This window comes from Sporosarcina psychrophila (genome assembly GCF_001590685.1).
GTDB classification, from domain to species: Bacteria; Bacillota; Bacilli; order Bacillales_A; family Planococcaceae; genus Sporosarcina; species Sporosarcina psychrophila.
Genome location: NZ_CP014616.1, coordinates 2,221,380 through 2,233,939, shown reverse-complemented (window position 1 = coordinate 2,233,939; position 12,560 = coordinate 2,221,380). Strand labels below are relative to the sequence as shown.

Sequence of the window (12,560 nt, the reverse complement as noted above, 5' to 3'; positions counted from 1 at the left end):
GAATTCTTACGATTTTGCTTGTGACATTAACTGATGAAAGTCAGCAATACTTGGGTTGCTTAAATAGTGACCACCTTCAACTTGAATCGTTTGGCCAGTAATAAACTTGGATTCATCAGAAGCTAAAAATAAGACGGTATTTCCAATATCATCAGCTTCCCCATGGTATGGTAATGCGTTATATTTCTCAAAAATATCAAGTACTTCTTGTGACATATTTTGTTTTGCAGCAGGTGTTAAAATCAAACCAGGAGCAACTCCATTACAACGTATATTGTCTTTTCCATATTGCGTTGCGATATATTTCGTCAAGTTTACAACTGCAGCCTTCGATGCACCATAAGCTGAACGGACAGAATCCCCCGCAAAGGCAGCCATGGATGCAGTATTAATAATAGAACCTCCGCCTGCTTTTTGCATATGTGGAATTGCATATCGGCTTCCTAGTAAAACACTTTTTGCATTCACATTCATTAAACGATCCCACTCATCTAAATCAATATTCACGACATCCAAATCTTTTTGCAAATTTGTCGTCCCTACATTGTTATAGAGGATTGTAATGGTACCAAACTGTTCAACCGTGAAATCAATCGCATCTTTAATTGATTGTTCACTCCCAGCATCCAAAAATACAGCAACGGCTTCTCCACCGTCGTTTAAGATATTTTGGGCAACTTGTTTCGCACCTTCCAGATTAAAGTCTGCAACGACCACTTTTGCACCTTCTTTTGCAAGAAGTGTAGCAGTAGACAACCCGATACCTGATGCCCCACCTGTTACTAATGCAACTTTATCCTGTACTCTTCCCATAAATTTACCCCTCTCAATTTCCAATTTAGATAGTACCACTCAATATACTTTAACATTAAATCATATTGAGAGGAAGCTTTAACTTCGTAAGCCTATAGATCCAAATGTACTACTATGAAAATAGTAGCATTGGGGTATGTTATGTATCTTTTCATCGTAAATCCATTATCGGGAAATGGCCAAGCTTGCTCATTATGGGATGAAATCGAGAAGAAATTGAAGCAAAAAAATAGAGAATACAGTGTGATTGTCATTGATTCAGAAGTTACAGGACGCAAATTCATCACAACTTACTCTCAGTAAACTACCATTCATGCTGTGACAGTTATCGGTGGAGATGGCACAATGAGTTCTGTCATACAAGACATTGCTGGAACCGGTATTCCACTCGCTATTCTACCTGCTGGTTCAGGAAATGACACTGCTCGGATGTTCCGCCTAACTACTCACCCTGATCAGTTTATCAAAGGACTATTAGAGCATCGGACTGTTGCCATTGATTTATTAAACATAAATGACCGTTTTGGCATTACTGTCGCTGGAATCGGGCTTGATGCAAGGATTGGTCAACGTGTAAATCACTCATTTTACAAACCGATATTAAATAAGCTTGGCTTAAGTTCATTCACTTATACCATTGCTGCGATAATTGAGTTACTGTCATTTAAGACGTTTAAAAGTACAGTCACAATCGATGATATGACCTATACATACGCTATTACCTGGCTCACTGCTTGTGGAAATACTTCCTCCTATGGCGGCGGATTAGTCGTTTGTCCCGGAGCCTCTCCAACAGATAGTATGTTAAATATTACAATGCTTCATGATGTAGGGCGGATGAATATCTTAATGCGCCTATTTCCTGCTTTGCTTCGGGGTCAACCGATTCTCAGGAAAGGCGTTACATACAGAACGGGAAAAGAAATCACAATTGAAACAGACAGGCCAATTCTCGCAATCATCGATGGAGAAGTTATAAAGTCCACCCCACTCCATGTTGCAATTCATGAAAAAGCATTGAATCTTATTCTAACTAGATAAGACAGATTGCCATTTTCCCTTTCGAAATTAACTCATAATTACAAACATTGATGTGTTTATTCTCCTTCTGTCATGTTAGTATAGAAAAATGATCTATTTATATGGAGGGTGCTGAGATTACTATGAATCTAACAAAGACGGAACCAACTGGAATTCAAGTCGAGGATATACTGATTGCCAATCAATTACTAAAAGATGTAGTCGCACATACTCCTCTACAAAAGAATGAACGACTATCAGAAAAATACGACTGTCGAGTCTATGTAAAAAGGGAAGATTTACAACATGTTCGTTCCTTTAAATTACGGGGTGCCTATTATAAAATCAAAACAATAGAAGCAGCTGCGCTTGAAAAAGGTGTTGTCTGTGCCAGCGCTGGTAATCATGCGCAAGGAGTCGCTTTTGCTTGTGCGCATCTAGGTATTGACGCAAAAATATTCATGCCACAGACAACTCCGAAGCAAAAAATTAACCAAGTGAAAATGTTTGGACGGAATTATGTAGAAATCATTTTAGTAGGCGATACATTTGATGATTCATCCGCTTCAGCGGTCGAATGTGCGACTGCTGAAGACAGAATTTTCATCCACCCATTTGACGATTACGATGTCATTGCCGGACAAGGAACAGTCGCGGTTGAAATCATGAATGATATAGAGGAACCTGTTGATTTTGTCTTTGCCAGTATTGGGGGCGGCGGCCTTATGTCTGGTTTGAGTACTTATATTAAAAACCTGTCACCACATACACGTATGATTGGTGTAGAGCCTGAAGGTGCTGCTAGTATGAAAGCAGCATTAAAGAATAATGAAGTGACAACCTTGGATACAATCGATAAATTCGTTGATGGGGCAGCCGTACAAAGTGCCGGCCAACACACATTTGAAATTTGCCGTAAGTACCTGGAAGACATTGTACTAGTTCCAGAAGGTAAAGTGTGTACGTCTATCTTGGAATTATATAACCAACATGCAATTATCGTAGAACCAGCAGGTGCGTTATCTATCGCCGCATTGGATTTTTATAAAGATGAGATTAGGGGGAAGTCTGTCGTATGTGTCATAAGTGGCGGGAATAATGATATTGGTCGAATGCAGGAAATTAAAGATAAATCATTGATTTATGAAGGACTTCTTTATTATTTCATTGTTAACTTTCCTCAGCGTTCTGGTGCGTTACGTCAATTCTTAGATGAAGTACTTGGACCTGACGACGATATCACTACATTTGAATATACAAAGAAAAACAACAAAGAAAGCGGCCCTGGACTTGTAGGCATTGAAGTAAAGAGGAAGTCAGACTACGAAGGACTTATTCAGCGAATGCATGATTGTGGTTTCTCTTTTAAAGAGGTTAACAATGATAGCACATTATTTGAGTTACTTATCTAACTTGCTTTTTGATAATTAAAATCTTGCTTATGGCGATTATGTCCTAAGCAAGATTTTTTCATTGTGCCATGGAGGAAACCCTTGTCACCTCCATGATTCTTTTACAATCCACTTGCTTTAAATGTATCACCACCCTCAATGGTGCCGTTTTCAAATCCTTTAGTAAACCAGCGCTTCCTTTGTTCAGAAGTTCCGTGAGTAAAGCTGTCGGGGACAATATACCCCTGGGCTTGTTCCTGAATGCGGTCATCACCTACAGCACTCGCTGCTGTAATGGCTTCATCAAGATCACCTTCTTCAAGAAAATTCATGTCCTTCTGATGCCTTGCCCACACACCAGCAAAATAATCTGCCTGTAATTCAAGGCGTACCGAATATTTATTAAACTCTTCTGTGCTCAGTTTTGGGCGAAGAGCACTCACTTGCTCATTGATGCCTAATAGGGTTTGTACATGATGTCCTACCTCATGCGCCACAACATAGGCCATCGCAAAATCCCCAGGAGCTTGGAACTTGTCTTGAAGTTCTTGATAGAAACTTAAATCAATATAAAGTTTGTGGTCGCCTGGACAATAAAATGGTCCAACGGATGCTCCTGCTGCTCCACACGCAGATTGAACGCTATCTGTATATAACACGAGGATTGGTTCCTCGTATTCCAACCCTTGTTCGCGGAACAATTTTGTCCAAACAACTTCTGTATCTGCAAGAACTACTGAAACAAATTCCGCAAGCTCCTTTTCTTCAGCCGTTTCTTCATATGGAACCGAGGGACCCGAATCCGCACCTTGTAAGTCATTCAAAACTTCACTTGGACTGCCTCCAAGAAAAGTAATAATAAGTATAAGAATTAAGCCGCCAATACCGCCCCCGGCTAATGCTATACCCCCTTTTCCCTTGCCTCTTCGATCTTCAACATTCGAACTTCCTTTTCTGCCTTTATACTCCACATAACTTCCTCCCGACATCTGATTTATGCATTGAATACTCAAATTGTACATATGTATTTCTTGCTATACCCAAAATGTCCAGAAAGTAATTATTACAAAAAAATACATGACACTAAAAAAACATCGAGGTAAATATATCCCGATGTTCAAATTCACATTATTATTTAATTGTTGAATTAGTTATAGCAGTTGCAATACGGTCTAGGATAGGAATCGTACTGGATTTGTGATCCTGCGTTAGGACACTGAAAATGAGCGTTTCTCCATCTTTTGTTTGTGCATATCCTGCCAATGCACTGACATTTGTCAAGCTCCCCGTTTTCGCAATGACATTACCTTTAGCAGTTCCCGTTTTCATGCGATTCCTAAGCGTACCTCCGATGAATCGGTCCGGTGCCCCAGCAACAGGTAGTCCTTGCGCAAACGACCCGTACCAGGGTGCCGTTCGCACTTGATACAATAACTCAGTCAGTTGTGCAGATGTCACTTTATTCGCATGGGACATACCGGATGCATCTTCAAACAACCATTCGTTCACATCTAAACCGACTGACTCAGCATAGTCGCGCATCACCCGTAAACCTGCATTCCAGCTGCCATCCCCATACTTCATTTTCCCCATTGCCTTCGCCAATACTTCAGCATGTGAGTTATTACTTAATTTCATAAAAGGTCTCATCAAGCTCTTTAATGGCATGGAATTTTTAGTTACGAGAATTTTGGATTCTTCTAGAGTTTTTCCTCGTAATACTTTAGATGAGGGATCAAAATTTATCCCTTTAGCTAGTAATGATTTTTTAAAAATATCAAGTGCATAGGCAGTTGGGTTGGACACAGTGATCCACTCTTTCCTGCCAGCGGAACCAATCGGGACATTTCCAGTAATCATAATGTTATTCGTACCGTATTGACGTTCAATTTTCAAAGTGTTTTTAGTCCCCTTAGGAACTGTCTTAGAACGATTGACCACTCGAACAACGTCAGTTTCCGGGGTTAGCATTACTTTTGCTACTTTCCCGCGTGCAGCTGGCTTTGCGTCTACAATGACCGTTCCAGCATCGTAATCCGTATTCGGAGATACAGTCAATGCTGAAATCTGAGCTGCATAGTAATAAGATTCATCATTTTTATCAATACCTGGTGATAAACGAATCGTATCGAACCAAGTGTCATCCCCTACCAGATTACCTGAAATCCGTTTGACTCCAAGTGTAGCCAACTTCGAAGCAAAATCATCAAAGTCTTTTTTCAACAACGTAGGATCGCCTGTCCCGCGAAGGTATAGATTTCCGTCTAGTATTCCATTTGTTACTTTGCCATTTGTTAATACATCTGTAGTGAAACGATAATTTTCACCAAGTGTCTCAAGTGCTGCCGCTGCTGTGAGTATTTTCAGCGTGGAGGCGGGTGTAATCCCTTTATCACCCTGTTTTTGGTAGATGATTTCCCCAGTTGAAGCTTTGCGCACGGTTACGCTGCTAGAAGCTGCACGCATTCTACTATCTGCCATAATCGTATTAATGGTGTTTTCCAAACCCTCATACGAAACAGCTGCAGACACGGTTGAATGTTCTGGAACCGTTGTAAATAGCATTCCAACGAACAATAATACAGATAGTAACGATAGTGCTATTCTTTTTTGAATCAAACCTGTACCCCCTTAAAATTTGCACGAACTATGAATATTCTACCATAAGAAATAGATTGCGAGGACTTGCTATACTAAATCTATTTTCCCATTGTGTTAAGATTATAAATAGAATTGTAATCGAAAGGTGGAAAAATAATGGAGAAAACTGAACCAGTAAAATTGACTTCCCTTACAAAAAAAGGAGGCTGTGGCTGTAAAATCGGACCTGCAGATTTGGCGGAGGTATTACGTAGCCTACCAGTTGCGACTCCCAATCCTAATTTGCTCGTTGGTCTCGATACGAGCGATGACGCGGGTGTTTATAAACTGACTGATGAAATAGCCATGGTACAGACGCTCGACTTTTTCACGCCAATTGTCGACGATCCTTACGATTTCGGTCAAATTGCTGCAACAAATGCAATCAGTGACATCTACGCAATGGGTGGAACTCCAATTACAGCGCTAAACATCGTTGCTTTTCCAATCGCTACGCTGGATAAAAAAATCCTGACAGAGATCCTTCGTGGTTCCGGTGATAAATTAAAAGAAGCAGGAGTTACACTCGTCGGCGGACATTCAATAGATGATCAAGAACCAAAATTCGGTCTTGCCGTAACCGGAATCGTTCATCCCGATAAAGTACGAACAAATGCCGGTGCACAACCAGGTGATAAATTACTTTTAACAAAACCAATCGGTGTCGGGATTTACACAACTTCATTGAAAAATGGTTTATTATCGGAAGATGAAATTGTCTATGTTACAAAAATTATGACCACACTTAATAAAACGGCGGCAGAAACAATGGCGACATACGATGTCCATGCTGCCACAGATGTAACTGGCTTCGGACTACTTGGACATGCATCTGAAATAGCGAAAGCAAGCGACGTGGGTATTCGAATCTTTGCAGACCAAGTACCAACACTCCCCCGCACAAAAGAACTGGCGGAAGCTGGAAAAGTACCTGGCGGAACAAAGAACAATTTCGCCCACGTAGCGGATGTTGTCACGTACTCGGAAACAATGGACCAATTCGACCGTTGGATTTTATGTGATGCAGTTACTTCTGGTGGACTGCTCATAGCACTCCCTGGAGACCAGGCGAGTCAACTGTTGGATGAACTTCAACAAAAAGGCGTAGACGCACGGGTAATCGGCGTAGTAACAGAAGATAATAAAGGACGGATCACTGTCATTTGATAAAATGTAAATTTTGGTTAGAAGGTGTATTGAATGTTTCGAGATCTGATGTTGGAAGATATATTTACATTGCAAGAAAAAGGCCCACATACATTCATTGATGTCCGTTCTCCTAAAGAGTTTAATGAGGCGACGATTCCTGGAAGCATTAACATTCCTGTCTTTGATGATGAGGAACGCGCGGAAATCGGAACTCTTTATAAACACAATGGACAAGAAGTTGCCATGGAAAGAGGGCTTGAAGTCTTTTCAGAGAAATTGCCGGATTTTATTCGTGCTTTCAAACTTATTAAAACGCCTATGACGGTATTCTGTTGGCGTGGCGGCATGCGCAGTAAGACAGCGGCTACTGTCCTTGATTTAATGGGCATTCATACCACTCGACTAAGTGGAGGGATCCGTTCGTATCGCCAATGGATCGTTCATGAATTGGAAAAGGAGAACTTTCCGCCAAACTTCATTGTATTGAATGGCTATACGGGTACTGGTAAAACAGAGATTTTGAAGCGTCTAGCGAACAATGGCTATCCAGTCATCGATTTCGAACACATTGCTGGTCATCGCGGTTCTATTTTCGGACAAATAGGACTTGAGCCAAGCAATCAAAAAAAATTCGACTCATTATTAGTCCGTGAATTAGAACGTTTTAAAACTGAGCAGTATGTTTTCATAGAAGGCGAGAGCAGACGGATTGGGAAAGTAAGTTTACCGCAATTTATTTATGAGAAAAAGGAAATTGGGATGCAAATTGTCATTCACCTCCCTCTTGAGGAACGGGTCAAAATTGTTTTAGCAGACTATGAACCGTGGAACAACCCGGAACGTTTCAAGGAGGCTTTTCAATTAATTAAAAAACGATTACATACCCCCATTGCCAAGGAGATTGAAACGCATTTGGAAAATGGTGAGTTTGCATGGGTAGTCGAGTTGCTACTTGAACACTATTACGATCCAAGGTATAAACATTCTGGTTATCAAAATACTGACATACAGAAAGTAGATATCGATGCGAAAAATATAGAAGACGCATTTCAAAAAGTTCTTCATACAATCGAGCGAGAGCAATTGCGCCTAGGTGTAATTGCGTCCGAATTTTGAATTGCGCTTGTTTCCGTAGGACGAGGCGATTTTAGTCTGAATTCTCCTAATCAGTAGGGATTTCTGCTGATTCAAGTTAACATTGCCTCTTTATCGAGAAAATGAACTGCCTGAACAATCTACCTTATCGTTGACTGTTCAGGCAGTTTTTCATTGTTGAGATATGCCGAATCACAGAATTCTCTTTAACGTTTAATTAATCTTTATCATACCCGTATAATTTTACTGACTTTTCCGTTAATAAAAGTTAATATAGAAGGAGAATCCTATTTTCCGAATTGCCTGCGTCTCATTTCTAAGTTTTTTATATACCTTCTAATTGAGAATGGATATATGTAATTCTCCCCCTCTTCATTCAGTAAAAGTGCATACGAAGCTACTTACGACTTGAGGATATGCAGCCTTTATAAAAGAATTAATTTTAGTAGATGTTATTAGTAGATATATTGTTTCTTTTTTAGTATGATTATCATGTAGGAATTAAAACAATCTAGGGAGTGAGAATCTATGACAGAAAAAGACAATAATAAAAAATTAACAACTGCTGCTGGTGCTCCAGTTGTGGATAATCAAAACTCAATGACTGCTGGGCCTAGAGGGCCAATACTATTACAAGATGTTTGGCTATTGGAGAAGCTCGCGCATTTTGATCGCGAGGTTATTCCTGAACGGCGTATGCATGCAAAAGGATCTGCTGCGTATGGTTCATTTACCGTAACACATGATATTTCACAGTATACAAAAGCAAAAATCTTCTCTGAAATTGGTAAGAAAACAGATATGTTCGTTCGTTTCTCAACAGTAGCCGGTGAACGTGGTGGTGCTGACGCAGAACGCGATATTCGCGGATTTTCAATGAGATATTATACAGAAGAAGGTAACTGGGACCTTGTCGGAAATAACACACCTGTGTTCTTCTTTAGAGACCCAATGCAATTCCCAGACTTGAACCATGCTGTTAAGCGTGATCCACGTACAAATATGCGTAGCGCCAATAACAACTGGGACTTCTGGACATCACTACCTGAGGCACTTCACCAAGTAACAATTGTTATGAGTGACCGCGGACTTCCAAATTCGTACAGAAATATGCATGGTTTCGGAAGCCATACCTTTAGTATGATCAACGCTGACAACAAACGTGTTTGGGTGAAATTCCATATGCGTTCACAGCAAGGCATTGAAAACTTAACTGACCAAGAAGCCGAGGCAGTTGTTGGGAAAGACCGTGAAAGCCATCAACGCGATCTATATGACAATATCGAAAATGGGAACTTCCCGAAATGGAAAATGTACATCCAAGTAATGACAGAAGAACAAGCCAACAATATGCCTTACAACCCGTTTGATTTGACAAAAGTATGGTATAAAAAAGACTTCCCTCTTATTGAAGTTGGCGAATGGGAATTAAACCGAAATCCTGATAACTATTTTGCAGAAGTAGAGCAAGCTGCTTTTACACCCGCAAACGTTGTACCAGGTATCAGTTTCTCTCCGGACAAAATGCTACAAGGTCGTCTCTTCTCCTATGGAGATGCACAGCGTTACCGTTTAGGCGTGAACCATCACCAAATTCCGGTCAACCAACCGAAATGCCCAGTTCATAGTTTCCACCGTGACGGCGCGATGAGAGTCGATGGCAATATGGGTAGCACACTTCATTATGAGCCGAACAGCTATGGTGAGTGGAAAGAACAACCAAAATATAAAGATCCAGCACTAGATCTTTTCGGTGCAGCAGACCAATGGAATTTCAGAGAAGATGACGATAATTACTTTGAGCAACCAGGTAAACTCTTCAACTTAATGAGCATAGAACAACAACAAGTTTTGTTCGAAAATACGGGTCGTAATATGAATGGCGTTGAGAAACATATTCAGCTTCGTCATATTGTTCACTGTTACAAAGCGGACCCTGCTTATGGTCAAGGTGTAGCAGATGCACTTGGTGTTTCTTGGCACGAGGTGGAAGCAGCTGTTGGTTCTGAAGATTAATTATTGAAGCAAATAAGGAGTGTACTTCGCATAATAATGCGAGGAACACTCTTTTTTTATAGGCAATCCCTATCCCTACACCCTTTTAGACATTCACTATGATACTACTGACTTTTATGTGAATCACAGGTAGAATAGAAAGTGTATTTAGAATATACAGTAGGGGGAAACTATAGATGTCTATTACTTTTATAGCAAAAGAAGAATTTTTTACGTTTCATGATCCGATGCAAGATGGAAAATTGATTGACCGCAAAACTGAAATTCGAATGGATCCGCTAACAGGAGAAACATCCCGAATCATTTTCGACCCAGGTGCATCCTTTACGTCAATAGATTATTCTGAGCTCGCAACACAAACCGCGGGTAGTAAATGTCCATTCTGCATTGAAAACGTACACACAGTCACACCTAAATTCCCGAATGATATAACCGAAGACGGCAGGATAATTCAAGGAGAAGCCGTCGTTTTTCCAAACCTCTTCCCTTACAGCAAGCATAATGCGGTGCTCCGAATGTGTGATCAGCATTACGTTAAACTCGATGAGTTCACAACACCAATGATTGCCAACTCCTTTTCTGCCGCACATAACTATTTGAATAAAGTTATTGCCCAGGATCCGGAAACTGCATATGCATCCATCAACTGGAACTACTTACCCCCTTCAGGCGGTAGCATTTTACACCCACATATTCATGTGCTGGCCTCTGAGATGCCGACCAACTATCAATTGATAACATTAGCAAGCAGCGAGCAATTTTACACAGAAACAGGAAGAAACTATTATGATACATTAATAGAAAGTGAGCAAGATATTGGTGAACGTTTTATCGCGACGGTGGGTTCCATCGACTGGGTTCATGCATTCGCACCTAAAAGTCATATTGATTTCATTGGAGTTTTAGGTGCTTCTTCGTTAGGTGAATTAACGGATACCAACTGGCAGGATCTCGCAGAAAGTCTCACAGGCTTTTTCAATTACTTTGAATCAATCGGTATCGCAAGCTTTAACCTCGCCCTGTTTATCCCTGTAAGTAAGAATTCATCTGACCGTGTTCACGTTCGAATTGTTCCCCGATTGACTATGGGCGCACTCCAAACAAGTGATATGAACGTATTCAATTTCTTGCACGGAGAACCGCTAAGTTTAAAAGTACCTGAAGAAATCACAAAAGAAATAGCTGTGTATTTCAGTAAATAATTTGTACAAGTTCTCAAATAATTTCGGGATGAATAGGTTCCTGTCATTTAAAAATCCTCTCATGTCATAATAGACACGAGAGGATTTTCATTTTTGCATACTTGTATTATTTATCACCCTGACACTTACGTGGTTTGACCATTCTAAGATAGCTTGAAATTTCTTGTTTAATTAAATGCTGGCAATGTAACAAGAATCATCAGTGTAAACAGGATAGCTACATAATTCACCGAACACATGAACATCAGATGTGCCCACTTCATATCGTTTTTCGTGAAAAATCCGGCGATAGTCGCAATTAACCACCCAATGTTCATCAACGAGGCAATAATAACAAATACTGTACCAAGCGATCCTAAAAAGAATGGTAATGGCAGTAAGCATGCGACATAGATAACCATTTGCCGCTTTGTAAAATTAAACCCGTGAACGACTGGAAGCATCGCCACTTTTGCCAAACTGTATTCTTCCACTTTCTTCATGGCAATAGCAAACGTATGCGGCATTTGCCAAATGAATAGGATAAGCGTCAGTACGATTGGCACGATATGATAACCAGGTGCAATTGCAGCCCATCCAATTAAAGGTGTCACCGCACCTGATACACTGCCAATGACTGTATTTAGCGTATATCTACGTTTTGACCACATTGTGTACAAAATAACATACGTAAACCATCCAATAAATGCGTAGACAGCCGCTTCAATTGTTGTAAAAGCTAGAAGTACTAAACCTACTACAGATAATATGATTCCTAATCTAAAGACAAACTTAAGTGTAAAGTTTCCAGTAACTGTCGGACGGTTTTTGGTCCGCTCCATCACTGTATCAATATCGACGTCGTACCAGTTATTCAAGATAAGTGCCCCAGCCATAACAAGTGTACTGCCTGAAATCGTCAACAAAAATACATCCCAGTTTGCTAAAAAAGTTCCATTCGTAAAATAGAGTGCTAACCAAAATCCAGTAAGGACAGGTAGCACATTAGAGATTAAGACTATCGCCTTAAATAAAGATTTAAGATCTGCGAATAGCGTAGAAAGATTTTTTTCTTTCGAAACAGTTTTTTCATTAACCTTCTCCCAAGAAGGATCCATTACTTTAGTCATCAATTCGTCTCTCCTCAAAAAAGCCAGGTGCTTTTCCAATTTGGTGGATTCCCAATTCGTTCAGTGGCTGGCATACTTAACTCCATTTTACTCTTAGTTTTCAAGTAAGACAAAGGAAAGCTTTG

The 12,560-nt window shown here is 40.3% G+C and carries 10 protein-coding genes and 1 pseudogene; 7 read left to right on the top strand and 4 right to left on the bottom strand.

Translation table 11 applies throughout. The features are described from left to right. Nucleotides 1–6 precede the first annotated feature (6 nt). A complete protein-coding gene (locus AZE41_RS10550; protein ID WP_067208996.1) occupies nucleotides 7–813 on the bottom strand; it encodes an SDR family NAD(P)-dependent oxidoreductase in 807 nt (268 codons plus the stop codon). Between the two features lie 114 nt (nucleotides 814–927). Between AZE41_RS10550 and AZE41_RS23255 the strand changes: the two are divergent. From AZE41_RS23255 to ilvA, 3 genes and pseudogenes are all read left to right on the top strand, one after another. Next, nucleotides 928–1,311 (top strand): annotated as a pseudogene (locus tag AZE41_RS23255) (diacylglycerol/lipid kinase family protein); the annotation flags it as partial. Beyond that, complete coding sequence (locus AZE41_RS10545) at nucleotides 1,309–1,854, top strand: diacylglycerol/lipid kinase family protein (RefSeq protein ID WP_257722516.1); 546 nt, start codon at nucleotides 1,309–1,311, stop codon at nucleotides 1,852–1,854. The pseudogene AZE41_RS23255 and the gene AZE41_RS10545, both read left to right, overlap by 3 nt. A gap of 122 nt (nucleotides 1,855–1,976) precedes the next feature. Beyond that, nucleotides 1,977–3,245, top strand: a complete 1,269-nt coding sequence (ilvA, locus tag AZE41_RS10540; RefSeq protein ID WP_067208991.1) for a threonine ammonia-lyase IlvA — start codon at nucleotides 1,977–1,979, stop codon at nucleotides 3,243–3,245. 101 nt (nucleotides 3,246–3,346) lie between these two features. Here the strand turns inward: ilvA and ypfJ are convergent, their stop codons facing one another. Together ypfJ and dacB are read right to left on the bottom strand one after the other, a co-directional pair. After that, on the bottom strand, nucleotides 3,347–4,195 hold the full coding sequence (gene ypfJ, locus AZE41_RS10535) for a KPN_02809 family neutral zinc metallopeptidase (RefSeq protein WP_067208988.1): 849 nt from the start codon (nucleotides 4,193–4,195) through the stop codon (nucleotides 3,347–3,349). Nucleotides 4,196–4,355: 160 nt separating this feature from the next. Continuing rightward, entirely contained in the window at nucleotides 4,356–5,843 is a 1,488-nt protein-coding gene (gene dacB, locus AZE41_RS10530) for a D-alanyl-D-alanine carboxypeptidase/D-alanyl-D-alanine endopeptidase (RefSeq protein WP_231885806.1), read from the bottom strand. 138 nt (nucleotides 5,844–5,981) lie between these two features. On the opposite strand from dacB, the gene selD reads away from it, so the two are divergent. The 4 genes from selD (at nucleotide 5,982) to AZE41_RS10510 (ending at nucleotide 11,326) form a co-directional block, all read left to right on the top strand. After that, entirely contained in the window at nucleotides 5,982–7,031 is a 1,050-nt protein-coding gene (gene selD, locus AZE41_RS10525) for a selenide, water dikinase SelD (RefSeq protein ID WP_067208986.1), read from the top strand. A 33-nt stretch (nucleotides 7,032–7,064) separates the two neighbouring features. Continuing rightward, nucleotides 7,065–8,129, top strand: a complete 1,065-nt coding sequence (gene mnmH / locus AZE41_RS10520; RefSeq protein ID WP_067208983.1) for a tRNA 2-selenouridine(34) synthase MnmH — start codon at nucleotides 7,065–7,067, stop codon at nucleotides 8,127–8,129. 507 nt (nucleotides 8,130–8,636) lie between these two features. Beyond that, a complete protein-coding gene (locus tag AZE41_RS10515; protein WP_067208981.1) occupies nucleotides 8,637–10,124 on the top strand; it encodes a catalase in 1,488 nt (495 codons plus the stop codon). Between the two features lie 176 nt (nucleotides 10,125–10,300). Then, nucleotides 10,301–11,326 (top strand): hypothetical protein, encoded by a 1,026-nt coding sequence (locus tag AZE41_RS10510; RefSeq protein ID WP_067208979.1) that lies wholly within the window; start codon nucleotides 10,301–10,303, stop codon nucleotides 11,324–11,326. 167 nt (nucleotides 11,327–11,493) lie between these two features. On the opposite strand, the gene cyoE is transcribed toward AZE41_RS10510, so the two are convergent. Then, nucleotides 11,494–12,435 carry a heme o synthase gene (gene cyoE, locus AZE41_RS10505; protein WP_067208977.1) on the bottom strand — a complete coding sequence of 314 codons (942 nt, stop codon included), beginning with the start codon at nucleotides 12,433–12,435 and terminating at the stop codon, nucleotides 11,494–11,496. Nucleotides 12,436–12,560 lie beyond the last annotated feature (125 nt).

What these genes read in the sequence shown, in the direction of transcription:
- AZE41_RS10550 (WP_067208996.1), bottom strand. Translation starts at nt 813, where the DNA reads ATGGGAAGAGTACAGGATAAAGTTGCATTAGTAACAGGTGGGGCATCA.
- ilvA (WP_067208991.1), top strand. Translation starts at nt 1,977, where the DNA reads ATGAATCTAACAAAGACGGAACCAACTGGAATTCAAGTCGAGGATATA.
- selD (WP_067208986.1), top strand. Translation starts at nt 5,982, where the DNA reads ATGGAGAAAACTGAACCAGTAAAATTGACTTCCCTTACAAAAAAAGGA.
- mnmH (WP_067208983.1), top strand. Translation starts at nt 7,065, where the DNA reads ATGTTTCGAGATCTGATGTTGGAAGATATATTTACATTGCAAGAAAAA.
- AZE41_RS10515 (WP_067208981.1), top strand. Translation starts at nt 8,637, where the DNA reads ATGACAGAAAAAGACAATAATAAAAAATTAACAACTGCTGCTGGTGCT.
- AZE41_RS10510 (WP_067208979.1), top strand. Translation starts at nt 10,301, where the DNA reads ATGTCTATTACTTTTATAGCAAAAGAAGAATTTTTTACGTTTCATGAT.
- cyoE (WP_067208977.1), bottom strand. Translation starts at nt 12,435, where the DNA reads ATGACTAAAGTAATGGATCCTTCTTGGGAGAAGGTTAATGAAAAAACT.